Origin of the sequence: Stappia albiluteola, from assembly GCF_014050225.1 — a bacterium.
GTDB classification, from domain to species: Bacteria; Pseudomonadota; Alphaproteobacteria; order Rhizobiales; family Stappiaceae; genus Hongsoonwoonella; species Hongsoonwoonella albiluteola.
In genome coordinates this window covers 329,561-346,853 of the sequence record NZ_JACFXV010000053.1, presented here as the reverse complement: position 1 = coordinate 346,853, position 17,293 = coordinate 329,561, and the positions used below count along the sequence as shown (strand labels likewise).

The window sequence follows — 17,293 nt, the reverse complement described above, 5'->3', positions numbered from 1 at the left end:
CTGTATCGGCAAAACCGCGGATATCGTTAAGAATTTCTTATTGGCGCTGCGTCAGTCTCGGTGCATGCGACATTTCTCTTCCCGCTGCGCGATTGCCTTGCTGGCTCTTGCCACACTTGGCGGCTGCGGCTCCTTCTGGGAATGGGAGGAGCGCGAAGCCTGGCGCGCGAGCGAGGAAAGGACGTGCCTCACCTCGGGAGCGGTCGTGGAGAGCGTCGGATTGCGCCGAGCGCGCAGGATCGACGGCCCGGGCATTTGTGGTCTCGACCACCCCTTCGCCGTTTCGGCCCTGCAGGGCGGTATGGTGGAATTCTCGCAGGAGGCGACAATGGGCTGCCCCGCCATTCGCGAGGCGGAAAGCTGGCTTTCGGAAACCGTTCAACCGGCATCTCTTGCCCTCTACGGCCAGCCGGTGACGGGGCTCACTATCGCCGCCTCCTATTCCTGCCGGGGCCGCAACGGCGCGTCGCGTGGGCCGCTTTCGGAACATGCCTTTGCCAACGCGCTGGATATTTCGGCCTTCCGCCTGGCGGACGGCCGGACGATCAAGGTGGAGGACGGCTGGTCCGACCTGCATGACGGCGCTTTCCTGCGCTCCGTTCACGAGGGGGCCTGTGGCCGGTTTTCGACCGTGCTCGGTCCCGAGGCGGACAGGCACCACAAGGATCACCTGCATCTCGACCTTGCCCGCCACGGCAGGAAGGCGGATATCCGGGTCTGTCAGTAGCGGCCGGATACGAAAAAAGCCGGAGCGATGCCCCGGCCTTCGAATTTCCGTCTCTTTCGCAATATCAGCGGCAGAAACGTTCCCGGCCGCCATACGTCACAAAAGTACCGGTCTGCGGGTCGAAGCTCCGATACTTCGAAGAACAGTAGCGATACCACTCACGCGTCCAGGGGCGCGGTGCGTATTCGACGTATTCCGGGCCGTCATAGTAGCGGCGCTCGACGATCACCCGCTCGCGATAGACCGGCGGGGGAGGGGGAGGAGCGACATAGACCGGCGCCGGTTCGACATAGCGTGGCTGCGACAGGGTGGAGCCAAGGATCGCGCCGGCGGCAAGGCCGATCGCACCCGCCGCAAGGGCCGCTCCCGCGTCGTTGTTGTGGCGGTGGTGTCGTTGTCCCGCTTCCGCGCCCGCAAGGGCGGGCAGCGTCAGGGCGCCGGCAAGGGCCAGGGCAAGGGCTTTAGTGGTCAGGCTCATAATGCGGTCTCCGCATGCGCTTGATGAATTCGATGATGGCATCCTAGGCGCCCACGTCTTAACGGGTTCTGAGACTGCCGTTCATCTGGTGTTCAGATTTGCTTCAACCACGAATAGCGCGAAAAAAAGCGCCGAAAACATGTTCGGCGCTTGGAGATTCCGTGAAATGAACAACTCTTATCGGCAGAAGCGATAACGCCCTGAATAGGCAAGATAATAGCCGGTGTCAGGATTGAAACTGCGATATTTCGCGGCGCAGTAGCTGTACCATTCCGGCGTCCAGGGAGCGTAGGCATAGCTGACCGGCGCGTCGTAGTAATAAGGTTGTGAAAGGGCCGAACCGATGATTGCGCCTGTCGCGAGACCGAAGATGCCCGCCGCGAGCGCGCCGTTGTAATAGCCGTTGTTGTAGTAATAGGGATAGCCCCAGCCGCCGGAACGGTAGGCATAGCGCCCGCCGCGCCAACCCCGATTGGCGTACCGCTTGCCGCGATAGGCCGAGCGGTTACCACGCCAGCGCTGGTTGGCATAGCGCCTGCCGCCGCCGCCGCGCCAGGCCCTGGCGCCCTGGCCGCCGCGATAGGCGCGCGCACCGCCACCCCGGCCGCCGCGATACCAGCGTGCGCCGCCACGATTTCCGCCGCGCCGCTGCACCTTTACGATCGGCAGGGTCGCGGTTTCGACGCCCGAAAAGGCAGGTGCCGTGTTGACGGCAGTCATCGCGCCCGCCTGGGGCACCGGGATCATGAGGCTTGCGGACAAGGCATAAGCGACTATCGCCGCTTTCGGATTGAAGCGGTGCATGGCGACCTCCCGACGGACTCCGCCTGCGACCTCGTCTGGAATTCCCGCGCGAGACGCGACGGTTAATTATTCCTTAACGGCATTTTGCCGCCGAGAATGTGGCGACAAGGTGGCAGATGACGTAACGGGATCAATGATTGGCCTTGCTGGCGACCGCTCTGAGACCCAAATTATCGGTACAAGAGACTCAATTTAAACCGAGGTTTACGGTCATGACCGAGACCAGATCAGTCCTTCGTCCGACCGACGACGAGGCACGGGCGCTGGCACGCCGCCTGATCCGTTCGGCGCGGCACGGCGCGCTCGCCGTCCTGGAGGCGGGAACCGGAATTCCGCTCGCCTCCCGCGTCGCTGTTGCCACCGAGACGGACGGAGCGCCGCTTATCCTCGTCTCCACGCTGTCGGCCCATACCAGCGGGCTTGCCAATAATCCGGTCTGCTCGCTGCTGCTGGGCGAGCCCGGCAAGGGCGATCCGCTCGCCCATCCCAGGCTGACGCTTGTCGGCGTTGCCGAGCGCCTCGCGGAAGGCACCGTGGAGGAGGCCCATGCCCGGCGGCGCTACATCACCCGGCATCCGAAGGCCCGGCTCTACGCCGATTTCAGCGATTTCGGCCTCTTCCGCATTTTGCCTGAGCGGGCAAACCTCAATGGCGGTTTCGGCAAGGCCTATGAGTTGACGAGGGACGATCTCGTCGTCGACCAGGCGAGGCTTGCGGGGTTCGCCGAGGTCGAGCCGTCGGCCATCGAACACATGAACGCGGATCATCTTGAGGCGATCGGCCTTTATGCGCGGGTCTTCGGCAACGCCGCCGAGGCCGAATGGCGCCTCGCCGGTCTCGACCCGGACGGCATGGACCTGATAGCGGGAGAGCAGACGCTGCGCGTCGATTTCGAGCCACCGCTTGCGAAACCGGACGAATTGCGCGAACGGCTGGTGGAGATGGCGCGGGTTGCCCGCGCGCAAATCGGCCATCCGGCAGCCGGCTTCGCTTGAAACTCGGAGCGTGTCAGGGTTTCCTGTCGGCCGGAAGAATCCGCTATCCGGCCGCAGATAGGTAATGCATGAAGCTCTCCTGCCGCATCCTCGCTCTTTTTTTCGCGCTGGCGCTGCTGGCCGGACCTGCCTGGGCGTCCTATCGCCTGCCGCCCTACAAGGACGGGCTGTTCCGCTATCCCGGTCTGCTGTCGGGCCAGCTCGGTGATCCCTTCATCATCGTGGATTACGACAAGCGCCGGGATATCCACCGGCGCGACAAGGAATGGGAGCGGCGGGTGCATGGCGAATATGTCTCTACCTATCCCGGCCGCTCGCAGGAAGACGACACGCTTGAGGCCAATGGCCGCAGCATCCGTCATATCCGCGTCGGCAAGGAGGCGGGGGCGAATGCGATCGTCATCTACGTGCACGGCCAGGGCGGCAACCGCTTCCAGGGTGCCAACGACTGGAGCTTCGGCGGTAATTTCAATCGCATCAAGAACCTGATGGCGCGCAATGGCGGGCTCTATATCTCGCCGGATTTCACCGATTTCGGCGACAAGGGCGCGGCCGATATCGCAGCCCTCATGCGCCATTACAAGGCGCGTTCGCCCGGAGCCCCGGTCTTCGTCGCCTGCGGTTCGATGGGAAGCTTCCTGTGCTGGCAGCTTGCCAGAAACCCGGATACGGCGGCGCTGATGGGCGGCATGCTGCTGATGGGCTCGGCCTGGGACGAAAGCTTCCTTTCCACCAAGGTGTTCCGTTCGCAGAAGCTGCCGATCTATTTCGGCCATGGCAGCTGGGATAACGTCTACGACTGGCAGAAACAGGCCGCGTTCTTCACCCGCATCAAGCAGGTGGCGCCGAAATATCCGGCCAAATTCGTGCTCTTCGAGACCGGCACGCACGGCACGCCGATCCGCATGACCGACTGGCGGCTGATCCTCAACTGGATGCTGGAAGTGGGCGGCTATTGAGGCGCGTCTTGCGATGAAGGGCGAGGTAAACGCGCATGGGTGACGTTCTCGCGGGCGTCCTCGCCTTCTCGGCCCCGCAGCTTGCGGCAATCGCTCTTGCCTATCTCTTCGCCGCCTTCGTGAAAGGCGCGACGGGCCTCGGCTTTTCGACGACCTGCCTGCCTTTCCTGGTGCTGGCGGTCGGGCTGAAGAGCGCGCTGCCGCTGATCCTGCTGCCGTCAATTGCCAGCAACCTGTTCGTTATGCATGAAGCCGGCCATTTCCGCGAGACTGTCGTCCGCTTCTGGCCGATGCTCGCCGCCACCGTACCCGGGCTGATCGCCGGCCTCTGGCTGCTCGATACGGTGGATGCGGAGCTTTGCGCGCTGGTGCTCGGCCTCGTGTTGGTCGCCTACAGCTTCTATGCCTTGCGCAGCCCCGATTTCGTCCTGCCGGAGCATCTCGTCCGCCCGCTCGCGCCGCTTTCGGGCTTTGCCACCGGTCTCGTCAACGGCGTCACCGGCTCGCAGATCATGCCGGTGCTGCCCTTTCTCATTTCACTGAACCTGTCGCGCGAGCGCTTCGTGCAGGCGATCAACTGCTCCTTCACGCTGGGCAGCATCGTCATGGCGCTCGGCCTGTCGAAGCTCGGGCTGCTGACCGGCGCCAGCATCGCGATCTCCGCTTGCGGGCTGGGCGTCGTCTATCTCGGCACCAGGGCGGGCGGCGTCCTGCGCCGAAAGCTCGAAGCCTCGGCGTTCCGGCGGCTAGTGTTGATCCTGCTCCTTACTCTCGGCATGGCGCTGGTGGTCCGGGGGATTTGAGGGAGGCTTATGTGCTTCTGGATTGTTATCGCCGTGATAGCGAAAGGGTCCTGCTAATTTTATGAAATATGATAAATATCAAATACTTATATACTTGGAGAGGCTCTAATTTCTGGGGATCTTGATTGTCTCTGAAAGATGCACTAGTTTTCACCTAACCCGGTGCTAACGCGATCGGTAGTTAGATGGTACATAATCCATCGAATGGGGCGAAAGCCCCATTTTTGTTATGGGAACCACTTATATCCATATCCCTGAATTTGACCGGTAGCCGATCTGTCATATTTTTCAGACAAGAGAATTTCTCGGACAAGCGCACAAAATTTGCCGACAACAACAGGGTGCTGCATGCGCTCTCTAATAGTAATATGGCTTGGATGAGCTATTAAATCGCAAAGCTGCAAGCCGGCAATGTTGTCTGTTTTGTATCGAATCTTGAGCGTTGGGCTTTTTATTCTGGTTTGTATTCTATTTGGTGACACATAGTATGTGCCTTTTTCCATTACTTTGTCGAATGCCTTTTGAAGCGATGTATCTTTCTTGCCTTTCCGGCCTTCTGGCATGATGTCACCAATATCATTCCTTCGCTCTAGGAATTGTGTATATTTCTCTATAAGAATCTCCATAAGATAATGATATGGGTGCTGATTTTTCCAATGTGGCTGATGAATCATTCCACGTTTGTCAATTAAGGCCGTAATAACAGTATATTGCGTTGTAAGCATTGTTCTGTGAATACTTCGATCAAAAAGCTGGCGCTTTTGTTCATTGTTGAGAATACCAAACGCCCGCTTTCTTTTAACAATATCTGAGCGATGGAAAATCAAGGGGCTGTCAGGGTCGTGGTCAAATACGTGGGCTTTTATCCAATCTAATTTCGGTGTTAAATCATCTCTTGCGTCGGCGATTTTCATCGCGACGCCTGTCAAACTTAAATATCGATGATTGTCTTCATCCACGTGTAGAATGTCATCTGTTCCAACTTCATCGACGTACAGTCTATACATTTGACAGAGATATCTTTCTAATTCGATGTTGTTGCTGAAAGTGAGGCGAATTACTCAGAAAAAATCTGAAAATCGGAAGTATTTGCAAAGCTATTGAAATTTGCTAGTAGCCACGATCGTTCAACCATTTGCCGCAGATTGGCATATTTTCTCCGGCCCATGTATTGGAAATCGCGCTAATGAATAGCTTGTCGTTGCCATCGAGACACTGAGATAGTGCGTCTCTCAATGAAACTTCGTTTCCCGTATATTCAACAAACCAAACAGAGTCTTGTGCATGGCAGTGAGGTAAGGCTTTGAGCCTTTCGGTGATGCAAATATAGTTCTGCCGAGCTGCATTTAAGTCATAGCAAACGACAAAAATAGTCATCAAAATTCCCTCAAGTTGAAATAGGGGAATTACACACTTATTTCGCACGCTGTGTCGAGGAAAAATTAAACGTCCCGAGGCGGGCCAAAGCCCGCCTCCTTGCTGGTGAGATTATGCCTTCCCCCAGCCGCCTGCCGTCGGCGTGATGACCGTCACCGCCTCGCCGGGCTTGAGCACCGTCTGGTCGCAGCCTTTCAGTTCCTGCCGCTCGCCGGAATTGCGGCGGACATAAGTGTGGCCGACTTCGCCGTCGCCGCCGCCATTGCCGCCTTTCGGGGGAAGCGTGCGGTGGGAGGAGAGAATGGCGCAGTCCATTTCCTCCAGGAAACGGATGGTGCGCGACGTGCCGTTGCCCGCACTCCATTTGCCCTTGCCGCCCGAGCCCTCGCGGATATGGAAATCCTCCAGGAGCACCGGATAGCGGAATTCCAGCACTTCCGGATCGGTGAGGCGGGAATTGGTCATATGGACATGCACCGCGTCGGTGCCGGCAAAACCGGGACCCGCCGGCGAGCCTGAACACAGCGTTTCGTAATACTGGTACTGGTCGTTGCCGAAGGTGAGGTTGTTCATCGTGCCCTGGCTGTTCGCCATCGCCTTCAGCGCGCCGAACAATGCGTTCGTCACGTGCTGGCTCGTCTCGACATTGCCGGCGACGACGGCGGCCGGATAACGCGGCTTCAGCATGCAGCCGTCGGGAAGGACGATGTTGATCGGCCTGAGACATCCGGCATTCATCGGGATGTCGCCTTCCACCATGACGCGGAAGCAATAGAGCACCGCAGCGCGGGTGACGGGCTCCGGCGCGTTGAAATTGTTCGGCTTCACCTCCGACGTGCCGGTGAAATCGACGGTCGCTTCGCGCTTCGCCTTGTCGACGGAGATCCTGACCTTGATCACCGCGCCTTGGTCGGTCGGGTATTCGTACTCGGAATCGGTCAGCGCCTCGATCACACGGCGCACGCTTTCCTCCGCATTGTCCTGCACGTGGCCCATATAGGCCTGCACCACGTCGAGGCCAAAATGGGCGACCATCTTGCGCAATTCGCGCACGCCCTTCTCGTTGGCGGCGATTTGCGCCTTCAGGTCGGCGACATTCTGCGTGACGTTGCGCACCGGATAGGGGTGGTCGGTGAGGATCTTCACCAGCGCCTCTTCCTGGAACGCGCCCTTGTCCACAATGCGGAAATTGTCGATCAGGACGCCTTCCTCGTCGACGGTGGTGGCAAGCGGCGTCATGGAGCCAGGGGCGGTGCCGCCGACATCGGCATGATGGCCGCGCGAAGCGGTCCAGAACAGGATTTCCTGGCCCTCGTCGTCAAAGACCGGCGAGACGACGGTGATATCCGGCAGGTGGGTGCCGCCGTTATAGGGCGCGTTCAGCGCGAAGACGTCGCCGGGATTGATGTCGCCGGCATTGAGCTTGATGACGGTCTCCACCGAGCGGTCCATGGAACCGAGATGCACAGGCATGTGCGGCGCATTGGCGACCAGTGCGCCGGAAGCGTCGAAGACGGCGCAGGAAAAGTCGAGCCGCTCCTTCACGTTGACCGAATAGGCGGTGTTCTGCAGCGTCACGCCCATCTGCTCGGCAATCGACATGAAGAGGTTGTTGAAGACCTCGAGCATCACCGGATCGGCCTTGGTGCCGATCGCCTCGGTCCGTTTCAGCGCCACGGTTCGCTTGAGGATGACGTGGTCCTTGGGCGAGATTTCCGCCTCCCAGCCTGGCTCGACGACGATGGTCTGGTGCGGCTCGACGATGAGGGCAGGGCCCGCGACCTTGTTGCCGGGCGCGAGTTCTGCGCGCAGGGCAACGGCCGCATTCTGCCATGCGCCATCGGCGAAAAACCTTGTGCTGCGCGAAGCGGCGAACTCGGCGGAACCTAGCGGCAGATCGGCTTCGTCGATGCCCGCGCCGCCGCCGACGGTCTCGACCTCCAGCGCCTCGACCACGATGGGCTTGGCCTCGTAGGTGAAGCCGAACTGCGCCTTGTGGGCCTGTTCGAAGGCGGCGACCATCGATGGAATATCGCCATGGGCGACGGCGAGCGGCGTGTCGGTACCCTCGTAGCGCAGATGGGCGCGGGTCAGCGTTTCCCGTTCGCCCGCCGCAATGCCCTGGCGCTCCAGTTCCGCTTCCGTCTCTGTCGCAAGCGTTGATTTCAGCTTTTGCAGATCGGGCAGGAGGCTTTCTTCCAGCCGCTTCACCACCGCCTGCTGGCGGGTCGAGCGGATATCGGCAAGGCCCATGCCGTAGGCTGACAGGATGCCGGAAAGCGGATGGACGATGACCGTCTTCATGCCGAGGCTGTCGGCAACCGCGCAGGCATGCTGGCCGCCGGCGCCGCCGAAGCAGGTCAGCGCATAGTGGGTGACGTCATAACCGCGCTGGACGGAGATCTTCTTGATGGCGTTGGCCATGTTCTCGACGGCGATCTTGAGGAAGCCGTCGGCGACTTCCTCGGGCTTGCGTCCGTCGCCGATTTCGGCAGCAAGCTCCGCAAACGCCGCCTTTACCGCATCGGCGTCGAGCGCCTCGTCGCGGCCCGGGCCGAAGATTTTCGGGAAGAAATCGGGCGAGAGCTTGCCGACCATGACGTTGGCGTCGGTGACGGCGAGCGGACCGTTGCGGCGATAGCATTTCGGCCCCGGATTGGCCCCGGCGCTGTCCGGCCCGACCTGAAAGCGGTTGTCCTTGTAATGCAGGATGGAGCCGCCGCCGGCGGCGACCGTGTGGATGCGCATCATCGGCGCGCGCATGCGAACGCCTGCCACTTCCGTCTCGAAGGCGCGTTCGTAGTCGCCGTCATAGTGGGAGACATCGGTGGACGTGCCGCCCATGTCAAACCCGATGACCTGGTCGAAGCCGGCCATTTTCGAGGTCTCGACGGCGCCGACGACGCCCCCGGCCGGGCCTGAAAGGATGGCGTCCTTGCCCTGGAAGAGATCGGCGGCGGTCAGTCCGCCCGAGGACTGCATGAACATCAGCCGGCAGCCTGTGCCTTCGATCTGCAATTCGCCCGCCACCTGATCGACGTAGCGACGCAGGATCGGCGACAGATAGGCGTCGACCACGGTCGTGTCGCCGCGCCCGACGAGCTTCATCAGCGGCGAGACCTCGTGGCTGACGGAAACCTGCGGGAAGCCGATCTCGCGGGCAATGGCCGCAACCTGTTTCTCGTGCTCCGGGAAAGCATAGGCGTGCATGAAGACGATCGCGACCGAGCGGATGCCGTCGTCATAGGCCTGCTGCAGGTCGGCGCGCACCTTGGCGAGGTCCGGCTCGGCCTCCACCGTGCCGTCGGCGCGGACTCGCTCGGCGACCTCGACCACCTGCTCGTAGAGAAGCTCGGGCTTGATGATTTCCTTGGCGAAGATGTCGGGGCGGGCCTGGTAGCCGATCTCCAGCGCGTCGCGGAAACCGCGGGTGATGACGAGCAGCGTGCGGTCGCCCTTGCGTTCCAGCAGCGCGTTGGTGGCAACTGTCGTGCCCATCTTCACCGTGGCGATCTTTTCGGACGGGATGCGTTCGCCCGACGCGACACCCATCAGCTCGCGAATGCCCTGGATGGCTGCATCGCGATAGGCTTCCGGATTTTCGGACAGCACCTTGTGCGCCCGGATTTCGCCTTCCGGCGTACGCGCGACGATATCGGTGAAGGTGCCGCCGCGATCGATCCAGAAATCCCATTTCGCCGCTGTCATCGCACTCTCCCGTCCATAAATCCGCCGCCGTCGCTTCGCGCCCGGCTCTTTAGTTCTTGTCCTGACATTTATAAATTATCGATAAAATGTCAACGAGACAGTTGGAACTATCTCAGGATCAGCGGTAGTTCCTGCACGTCGGACCATGTCAGCTTGCCGCGTTCGTCCGCCTTGAAGGGTGGAAAATGGCCGGGAACAATGGTTCGTCCGCGCCGGAGCACCTCCTGCAGCGAGGCACGGCCGCGCTTCTGCGGGTCGAATTCGAGATCCGGAATGCCGGTGGAGGCCTCCCGTGCTGTCTTCAAGGCGTCGGCTGCAAGAACCGTCGGGCCGTCCTCGGTGGCAAGCTCCAGCGAAATATGGCCGGGTGAATGGCCGGGCGTCGGGAAGGCAATAACGTCGGGAAGGATTTCCTCCTCGCCCTCGGTCAGGCGCAGTTCGCGGCCTTCCAGCAGGGCGGGTACGAAGCGCGGCGTCACCCAGTCATGCGCGAACGGGTCCTCGATATAGTTGCGTTCGTCGCGGCTCATGATCATCGGCCTGCCCGGAAAGAGGTCCAGGTTCAGCACATGATCGAAATGGCAGTGGCTCAGGACGATCAGGTCGATGTCGGCTGGCGAGAGGCCGCGCGCGGCAAGTGCGTCGATGAGCATCTTGCGGGTGACGCCGTGGCCGACGTCGAACAGCGCCCGCCGTCCGCCACTCGTTACCATTACGATGGCCGAGATGCCGAAGAAGCCGCCGTGAAACGCTATGCTGGAGCCGGGTACAAGGACGTCGAAGCTTGCTGGCAAGGACTGTTCCTCCGAAATTATGGATATGATGGCTTGCGCAAACATGGCGCGCACGGCCTGCAATGTCATGCCGTCCGTCAGCTGCAATCAAAACGATAATTTGTCGATAAATTATTGACGAGGGTGCGAAGCGGGTCTACCGTGACCCTTGCTGCACCAAGATCAGGGGGTCGGGATGCGCGATCCGCATACCGGAAAGCCCTCGAATATCAGAAGATAAAGTGCAACAGAGGGGATATCGGACAGATGACTTTCACCAGACGCACTCTCATGGCCGGCGCCGCAGCGCTGGCGATCGCAGCCGCCTCCGCCACGTCCGCCTTTGCGGAAACCAAGTGGGACATGCCGACCCCGTATGGCGACGGCAACTTCCACACCAAGAATATCGCGGCCTTTGCCGAAGACGTCTCCACGGCCACCAACGGTTCGCTGACGATCCAGATCCATTCGGCCGGTTCGCTCTTCAAGCATCCGGAAATCAAGAATGCGGTCCGCAAGGGCCTCGCCCCGATCGGCGAAGTGCTGGTGTCGCGGCTTGCCAACGAGGATCCGATCTTCGAGGTCGATTCCGTCCCCTTCCTCGCCACGTCCTACGATGCCGCCAGGAAGCTCTATGACGCATCGAAGCCGGTCCTGGAAAAGAAGCTCGCCGATCAGGATCTCGTGCTCCTCTTTGCCGTTCCCTGGCCGCCGCAGGGCATCTACGCCAAGAAGGAGCTTTCCTCGCTCGACGACCTGAAGGGCGTGAAGTTCCGCGCCTACAACGCCTCGACGGAGAAGATCGCCCAGCTCGCCGGCGCCGTTCCCACGCAGGTGGAGGTGCCGGATATCCCGACTGCCTTCTCCACGGGCCGCGTCGACGCGATGATCACCTCGCCCTCCACCGGCGCCGACACCAAGGCCTGGGACTACCTGACCCACTATCACGACACCCAGGCCTGGCTGCCGAAGAACATGGTGATCGTGAACAAGGCCGCCTTCGACGCACTTTCGGATGCCGAGAAGCAGGCCGTGCTGGACGCGGCCGCCAAGGCCGAGGCGCGCGGCTGGGAGGCTTCCAAGGCCGAGACGGCCGAAAAGACCAAGGTGCTTGCCGACAACGGCATCACGATCGTTGAGCCGAGTGCCGCCCTCGTCGAAGGCTTCGGCAAGATCGGCGCCCAGATGGTCGAAGAATGGAAGGCTGCGGCCGGCGCCGATGGCGCGGCCGTCATCGAGACCTTCAACAAGTAAGTCCGGAATTGAAGCGGCGGGTCCCCGGACCCGCCGTCTTCTTTTCCGACCATTCGTTCGACAGGGCTTGGCTGCAGCCGGCGGGTGATATCGGCTGCCCTGTGGAGAGGGCAGATGCGTCTTCTTTTGAATCGCCTCTATGCGGTGGCGGAAATCCTGGCGGCAAGCTGCCTTGTGGCTATTGCGCTGCTGGTGCTTGCGCAGGTGCTGGGCCGGCTCGCGGATGGCTTCCTGAAGCTTGCGGGAGCGGACCCGGTGGGTTTCCTCGTGCCCTCGCTGGCCGAAATCGCCGGCTTCCTGCTGGTCGGCGCCTCCTTCATGGCTCTCGCCTCGACGCTCCGCCACGCGGTCCATATCCGGGTTTCGCTGGCAATCGCCAATGCCCCTGCCGGCCTGCGCCGGCTGATGGAAACCCTGGTTCTCCTCCTGGGCTTCGGACTTGTCGCCTACTTCACCTGGTTCGCGGCCGCCCTTGCCTATGACAGCTACCTCTATAACGAGGTGTCCTTCGGCATCATTCCCATCCCGCTCTGCATTCCGCAGGCGGTGATGGCGCTGGGGCTGGGCGTTTTCGCGCTGTCGCTTCTGGATGACCTGATCGTCCAGCTTTCTGGCGGAACGCCGAGCTACGTGGCGGCGGAGGCCGCACGTGGCCTTGAGGGGGTCGAGTAATGGATATCTCGCTCGTCGCCCTGCTGCTTGGCGTCGTGCTGCTTCTCGGCCTCACGCTGGGGCTCTGGGTGGCGGTGGCACTGTCGGCCTGCGCGCTTGTCGCCATGAAGCTGCTGGTCTCCGCTCCGTCCGGGCCGGTACTGATGACGACCGTCTGGGGGGCGGCCAATTCCTGGGATCTCACCGCCCTGCCGATGTTCATCTGGATGGGCGAGATCCTGTTTCGCTCCCGTATCTCGGAGAACATGTTCACCGGTCTTGCACCATGGATGCAGAACCTGCCGGGCCGCCTGCTGCACGTGAATATCCTGGGCTGCGGCATCTTCGCCGCCGTATCCGGTTCCTCGGCGGCCACGACCGCCACCATCGGCAAGATGGCGCTGCCGGAACTGATGAAGCGCGGCTATGACGAGAAGCTCGCGATCGGCACGCTGGCCGGCTCGGGCACGCTCGGCCTGCTCATTCCTCCATCGATCATCCTCATCGTCTATGGCGCGGCCACCGAACAGTCGATCGCCCGGCTGTTCATCGCGGGTGTGCTGCCGGGCGCAATGCTTTGCGCGCTCTTCATGGGCTATGTCGCCATCTGGGCGCTGATCAACAAGTCGAAGATGCCGGGGGCGGATGAACCGGTGCCGTTGCTCGCCCGCATCAGGGCGACGCGCAGCCTCTTTCCGGTCCTGCTGCTGATCGTCGGCGTGATCGGCTCGATCTATGCGGGGCTTGCCTCGCCGACCGAAGCGGCGGCCGTCGGCGTGCTGCTGTCGCTCGGCCTCTCCGCCTGGTACGGAACGCTGTCGCGGGCAAGCTTTGCCGAAGCCCTGATCGGCGCCACGCGCACTTCCTGCATGATCGCCTTCATCCTGGCGGGCGCGGCAATGCTGACGGTCGCCATGGGCTATACCGGCATTCCGCGCGAGCTTGCCGGCTGGATCGGCTCGCTCGATCTGTCGCCTTATGCGCTTCTTGCCGCCCTGACGCTGTTCTTCATTGTGCTTGGCTGCTTTCTCGACGGTATTTCCGTGGTGGTGCTGACGACGTCCGTGATCCTGCCCATGGTGCAGGCGGCGGGCCTCGACCTGATCTGGTTCGGCATCTACCTGGTTCTGGTCGTCGAAATGAGCCAGATCACGCCACCGGTCGGCTTCAATCTCTTCGTCCTGCAGGCGATGACCGGGCGCAACATCTTCCAGGTGGCGCGCATGGCGCTGCCTTTCTTCCTGATCATGATCCTTGCGGTCGCGCTCATCGTCGCCTATCCGGGCCTGGCGCTCTGGTTGCCCGAGACGATGCTTGCAAATTGACGAGGTGTCCCATGTCCAGCCAGGAACAGGATAGGGAAGGTGAGGGGCCGGCACCCGCAGTCGGTCCTGTCGTCTCCGCCGCCCATCTGGCCTCCGGCGCCTTGCCGGCGCTTTCCGAGATCGAATTCGCCGTCACGATGATGGTCAACGCCTATCATCGCTGGATGGTTCGTTGCATGGCGGCGGCGGGCGCGGCCGGCATGAGCCCGCTCGATACGCTGGTGCTGCATACGGTCAATCATCGCGGCCGTCCGAAGACGCTTGCCGACATCTGCCTCGTCCTGAATATCGAGGACACCTACACGGTCACCTACGCGCTGAAGAAGCTTGAGAAGGCGGGGCTGGTGAAATCCGGCAAGCGCGGCAAGGAAAAGACTGTCGGCATCACGCGGTCGGGCGAGGAAATCTGCCTCGAATACCGCCGCCTGCGCGAGGCGCTGCTGGTCGGCCCGGTCAAGGGGCTGGGCATGGACGAAACGGAGCTCTCTCGGCTCGCTGCCACGCTGCGCTCGGTTTCCGGCCATTACGATCAGGCCGCGAGAGCCGCGGCCGCGATGTAGGCGGGGCTCCCGGAATTTGGCGGTCAAGTGCACTGACACTCCACGCGTCTTCGCCGGGCTCGACCCGGCGACCCATTGGGCAACGGCGACGGACGTGGGACTTCATGGATACGCGGGTCAAGCCCGCGTAAGACGAGGGGAAAAGCTGCAGCTTGAGACCCGCTTCTTTGATCGATCTTTTGTCGGACTAGAGCGCTTTCCGACCGGATGGGATCATCCGGTCGATAAGAAATCGCTCCAGAATCAATGCTTTGAGCATATCCTTGTCGCCAAATCCGATTCGGATTTGACGGGATATGCTCTAAGAGGAAGAAGGTGACCACGCCGCCTGCCGGATAGCACCGTTTGCCCTATAATCGATCCCGAATGTTCAGACCTCCAGTCGGGAAAAAATGTCATGAGCACGGCAAGGATGCGCATCGAAACCGACTCCATGGGCGCGGTCGAGGTGCCTGCGGAGCGCTACTGGGGCGCGCAGACGGAAAGGTCGCTGCATCACTTCGCGATCGGCTCGGAGAAGATCCCGCTGGAGGTCGTGCACGCGCTCGCGCTGATCAAGAAATGCGCCGCGCTTGCCAACCGGGATATCGGCAAGCTCGATGCGGAACGCGCGGACCTCATCGTGCGGGCGGCGGACGAGGTGCTGTCGGGAAGGTTCGACACCGAGTTTCCGCTGCATGTCTGGATGACCGGATCGGGCACCCAGTCCAACATGAACGTCAACGAGGTGATCTCCAACCGGGCGATCGAACTCTCCGGCGGAAAGATCGGCTCAAAGGAGCCGGTGCACCCCAACGACCATGTGAACATGTCGCAGTCGTCGAACGACATCTTCCCGACCGCGCTCAACGTGTCCGCCGCGCTGATCATCAGGGACAGGCTGCTTCCGGCGCTCGAGCGGTTGCGCGATGCGCTCGACGACAAGGCGAAGGAGTGGGCCGGGATCGTCAAGATCGGCCGTACTCACATGCAGGACGCGGTGCCAATGACGCTCGGCCAGGAGTTTTCCGGCTATGTCGGCATGCTGGACGACAATCGCGAGCGGCTGGACTTCGCGCTGAAGGGCCTGATGAAGCTTGCCGTCGGCGGTACGGCAATCGGGACCGGCGTCAACGCTCCAAAGGAGTTCGGGCGGAGCGTGGCCGATTTGCTGGCCTCCGAAACCGGGCTTCCCTTCGTTTCGGCGGAGAACAAGTTCACCGTCATGGGCGCGCATGATGCGATGGTGATGGCGTCCGGCGTGCTTCGGGTGCTCGCCGTCTCGCTCTACAAGATCGCCAACGATATCCGCCTGCTGTCCTGCGGGCCGCGCGCGGGCTTCGCCGAGATCGAACTGCCGGCGAACGAGCCGGGCTCGTCGATCATGCCGGGCAAGGTCAACCCGACCCAGTGCGAGGCGCTGGCGATGGTGGCCGCCCAGGTCATGGGCCTTGATGTGGCGACTGGCTTTGCCGGCGCCGGCGGCATGCTGGAGATGAACGTCTACAAACCGATGATGGGCTACAATGTCGTCGAAAGCTGTCGGATGATGGCCGACGGCATGGTGGCCTTCACCGCGTTCGCCGTTGTCGGCATGACGGCCAACGAAAGCAGGATCGCCCGCTTCGTCAATGAATCTCTGATGCTGGTGACGCCGCTCGCGCCGGTGATCGGCTACGACAAGGCTGCCGAGATCGCCCACCATGCGTATCACCATGGATCGACGCTGAAGGAAGCCGCCCTGGCGCTGGGGCATGTTAGCGAGGAGGACTTCGACCGGATCGTCGTTCCCGAGCGAATGACGGGCGATTGAAGGATTACTCAGCTATTTGCCGGGAAATTTCGGGATCTCAAGCCTTGGCAGACACTCGGGTAAAGCGTCCTGCCGCCACGACGGCCACGACGGCAACCGCATAGGCCAGGGTTTCCGGGCCGACCTTTTCTCCGAGCACGAAAGCGGCAACCGCCAGCGTCACGAAGGTCTGGAAAAGCTGGACCTGACCGACGCGGGCAATGCCGCCAAGCGCCAGTCCCGCGTTCCAGGCGAAGAAGCCGATGAACATCGAGAAGACGGAAAGATATCCGAAGGCGAGCCAGCTTGTCGTCGGCACGGCTTCGAAGGAGGGAGGCAGCAGGAAGATGCTGGCCGGTACCGTGAGTGGCAGTGCCACGACCAGCGCCCAGGAAATCACCGCCCAGCCGGGCATGGTGCGCGACAGCATTCCAGACCAGGCATAGCCGAAGGCAGCGCAGGCGCCGCCGGCGAGCAGCCACAGGTCGCCGGTCACGACTTCCGCGCCGCCGTTGCGCAGGGCGAAGGTGGCGACGATGGCGGCGCCGATTGCGGCGATCATCCAGAAGGCAGGCGAGGGACGTTCCCCCGCGACGATTGTCGCGGCAACCGCGGTTGCAAGCGGCATGACGCCGAAGACCACGCCGCCATGTGCAGAAGGCACGCTTTGCATGGCGAAGCCGGCGAAACCCGGAAAGCCGATGACGAGGCCGAGCGAGGCGAGCACCATGATCGGCCAGTCGCGCTTTCGCGGCATCGGCGGGCGAAGCACGAAAATCGCGATCAGGGCCAGGACGCCGGCCACCGTCGCGCGTCCCATCGTCACGAACCACGGGTCGAGGCCCATCACGGCAAGGCGTGTCATCGGCAAGGTGCCGCCGAAGATGACGACTCCGATGATGCCGAGGAAGGCGCCGAGGCGAAGCTGGCTGGCGGTGGGGTTCATGCGGGTACACGCTCCGGGGACGGGACAGGAATTCGAGCCGAACGGGCGGTTGGCCTGAATTCGGCCAGCGCCGGCCCTTTCCCGCGCCGAAGGCACAAATATCATTTTTGGTCGCTGGTTCAAGAACCGGTTGCAGGGTGGATCGGGGAACCAGCCGGGACG

The 17,293-nt window shown here is 61.9% G+C and carries 15 protein-coding genes; 9 read left to right on the top strand and 6 right to left on the bottom strand.

The window, feature by feature from the left end; genetic code table 11:
* Nucleotides 1-97 precede the first annotated feature (97 nt).
* Nucleotides 98-727, top strand: coding sequence for an extensin-like domain-containing protein (locus H2509_RS11975; RefSeq protein ID WP_182165556.1), 630 nt, complete (start codon nt 98-100; stop codon nt 725-727).
* Between the two features lie 64 nt (nt 728-791).
* Here H2509_RS11975 and H2509_RS11970 read toward each other — a convergent pair whose 3' ends face one another.
* Complete coding sequence (locus H2509_RS11970) at nt 792-1,205, bottom strand: BA14K family protein (RefSeq protein ID WP_182165554.1); 414 nt, start codon at nt 1,203-1,205, stop codon at nt 792-794.
* 177 nt (nt 1,206-1,382) lie between these two features.
* The gene (locus tag H2509_RS11965) at nt 1,383-2,009 is read right to left on the bottom strand and encodes a BA14K family protein (RefSeq protein ID WP_235974876.1); all 627 of its coding nucleotides are present in this window, start codon (nt 2,007-2,009) and stop codon (nt 1,383-1,385) included.
* 212 nt (nt 2,010-2,221) lie between these two features.
* On the opposite strand from H2509_RS11965, the gene H2509_RS11960 reads away from it, so the two are divergent.
* The 3 genes from H2509_RS11960 (at nt 2,222) to H2509_RS11950 (ending at nt 4,766) form a co-directional block, all read left to right on the top strand.
* On the top strand, nt 2,222-3,004 hold the full coding sequence (locus H2509_RS11960; protein ID WP_182165552.1) for a HugZ family pyridoxamine 5'-phosphate oxidase: 783 nt from the start codon (nt 2,222-2,224) through the stop codon (nt 3,002-3,004).
* A 68-nt stretch (nt 3,005-3,072) separates the two neighbouring features.
* A complete protein-coding gene (locus H2509_RS11955; RefSeq protein WP_182165550.1) occupies nt 3,073-3,963 on the top strand; it encodes an alpha/beta hydrolase in 891 nt (296 codons plus the stop codon).
* A 35-nt stretch (nt 3,964-3,998) separates the two neighbouring features.
* A complete protein-coding gene (locus H2509_RS11950; protein ID WP_182165548.1) occupies nt 3,999-4,766 on the top strand; it encodes a sulfite exporter TauE/SafE family protein in 768 nt (255 codons plus the stop codon).
* A 227-nt stretch (nt 4,767-4,993) separates the two neighbouring features.
* Here H2509_RS11950 and H2509_RS11945 read toward each other — a convergent pair whose 3' ends face one another.
* From H2509_RS11945 to H2509_RS11935, 3 genes are all read right to left on the bottom strand, one after another.
* Nucleotides 4,994-5,773, bottom strand: a complete 780-nt coding sequence (locus tag H2509_RS11945) for a DUF3800 domain-containing protein (RefSeq protein ID WP_235974874.1) — start codon at nt 5,771-5,773, stop codon at nt 4,994-4,996.
* A gap of 481 nt (nt 5,774-6,254) precedes the next feature.
* Complete coding sequence (locus tag H2509_RS11940) at nt 6,255-9,851, bottom strand: hydantoinase B/oxoprolinase family protein (protein WP_182165544.1); 3,597 nt, start codon at nt 9,849-9,851, stop codon at nt 6,255-6,257.
* Nucleotides 9,852-9,958: 107 nt separating this feature from the next.
* The gene (locus H2509_RS11935) at nt 9,959-10,645 is read right to left on the bottom strand and encodes an MBL fold metallo-hydrolase (protein ID WP_182165541.1); all 687 of its coding nucleotides are present in this window, start codon (nt 10,643-10,645) and stop codon (nt 9,959-9,961) included.
* A 246-nt stretch (nt 10,646-10,891) separates the two neighbouring features.
* Between H2509_RS11935 and H2509_RS11930 the strand changes: the two genes are divergently transcribed.
* From H2509_RS11930 to fumC, 5 genes are all read left to right on the top strand, one after another.
* Nucleotides 10,892-11,878, top strand: coding sequence for a TRAP transporter substrate-binding protein (locus tag H2509_RS11930; protein WP_182165539.1), 987 nt, complete (start codon nt 10,892-10,894; stop codon nt 11,876-11,878).
* Between the two features lie 114 nt (nt 11,879-11,992).
* The gene (locus H2509_RS11925; RefSeq protein ID WP_182165537.1) at nt 11,993-12,550 is read left to right on the top strand and encodes a TRAP transporter small permease; all 558 of its coding nucleotides are present in this window, start codon (nt 11,993-11,995) and stop codon (nt 12,548-12,550) included.
* A complete protein-coding gene (locus H2509_RS11920; RefSeq protein ID WP_182165535.1) occupies nt 12,550-13,854 on the top strand; it encodes a TRAP transporter large permease in 1,305 nt (434 codons plus the stop codon). The genes H2509_RS11925 and H2509_RS11920 overlap by 1 nt, the downstream gene beginning before the upstream one ends.
* 11 nt (nt 13,855-13,865) lie before the next feature.
* Nucleotides 13,866-14,414 carry a winged helix DNA-binding protein gene (locus H2509_RS11915; protein WP_182165532.1) on the top strand — a complete coding sequence of 183 codons (549 nt, stop codon included), beginning with the start codon at nt 13,866-13,868 and terminating at the stop codon, nt 14,412-14,414.
* Between the two features lie 397 nt (nt 14,415-14,811).
* Nucleotides 14,812-16,206, top strand: a complete 1,395-nt coding sequence (gene fumC, locus H2509_RS11910; RefSeq protein WP_209001921.1) for a class II fumarate hydratase — start codon at nt 14,812-14,814, stop codon at nt 16,204-16,206.
* Between the two features lie 37 nt (nt 16,207-16,243).
* Here the strand turns inward: fumC and H2509_RS11905 are convergent, their stop codons facing one another.
* On the bottom strand, nt 16,244-17,131 hold the full coding sequence (locus H2509_RS11905) for a DMT family transporter (RefSeq protein WP_182165530.1): 888 nt from the start codon (nt 17,129-17,131) through the stop codon (nt 16,244-16,246).
* Nucleotides 17,132-17,293: the final 162 nt, after the last annotated feature.

What these genes read in the sequence shown, in the direction of transcription:
- H2509_RS11955 (WP_182165550.1), top strand. Translation starts at nt 3,073, where the DNA reads ATGAAGCTCTCCTGCCGCATCCTCGCTCTTTTTTTCGCGCTGGCGCTG.
- H2509_RS11920 (WP_182165535.1), top strand. Translation starts at nt 12,550, where the DNA reads ATGGATATCTCGCTCGTCGCCCTGCTGCTTGGCGTCGTGCTGCTTCTC.
- H2509_RS11950 (WP_182165548.1), top strand. Translation starts at nt 3,999, where the DNA reads ATGGGTGACGTTCTCGCGGGCGTCCTCGCCTTCTCGGCCCCGCAGCTT.
- H2509_RS11960 (WP_182165552.1), top strand. Translation starts at nt 2,222, where the DNA reads ATGACCGAGACCAGATCAGTCCTTCGTCCGACCGACGACGAGGCACGG.
- H2509_RS11940 (WP_182165544.1), bottom strand. Translation starts at nt 9,851, where the DNA reads ATGACAGCGGCGAAATGGGATTTCTGGATCGATCGCGGCGGCACCTTC.
- H2509_RS11945 (WP_235974874.1), bottom strand. Translation starts at nt 5,773, where the DNA reads ATGTATAGACTGTACGTCGATGAAGTTGGAACAGATGACATTCTACAC.
- fumC (WP_209001921.1), top strand. Translation starts at nt 14,812, where the DNA reads ATGAGCACGGCAAGGATGCGCATCGAAACCGACTCCATGGGCGCGGTC.
- H2509_RS11925 (WP_182165537.1), top strand. Translation starts at nt 11,993, where the DNA reads ATGCGTCTTCTTTTGAATCGCCTCTATGCGGTGGCGGAAATCCTGGCG.
- H2509_RS11965 (WP_235974876.1), bottom strand. Translation starts at nt 2,009, where the DNA reads ATGCACCGCTTCAATCCGAAAGCGGCGATAGTCGCTTATGCCTTGTCC.
- H2509_RS11930 (WP_182165539.1), top strand. Translation starts at nt 10,892, where the DNA reads ATGACTTTCACCAGACGCACTCTCATGGCCGGCGCCGCAGCGCTGGCG.
- H2509_RS11905 (WP_182165530.1), bottom strand. Translation starts at nt 17,131, where the DNA reads ATGAACCCCACCGCCAGCCAGCTTCGCCTCGGCGCCTTCCTCGGCATC.
- H2509_RS11970 (WP_182165554.1), bottom strand. Translation starts at nt 1,205, where the DNA reads ATGAGCCTGACCACTAAAGCCCTTGCCCTGGCCCTTGCCGGCGCCCTG.
- H2509_RS11915 (WP_182165532.1), top strand. Translation starts at nt 13,866, where the DNA reads ATGTCCAGCCAGGAACAGGATAGGGAAGGTGAGGGGCCGGCACCCGCA.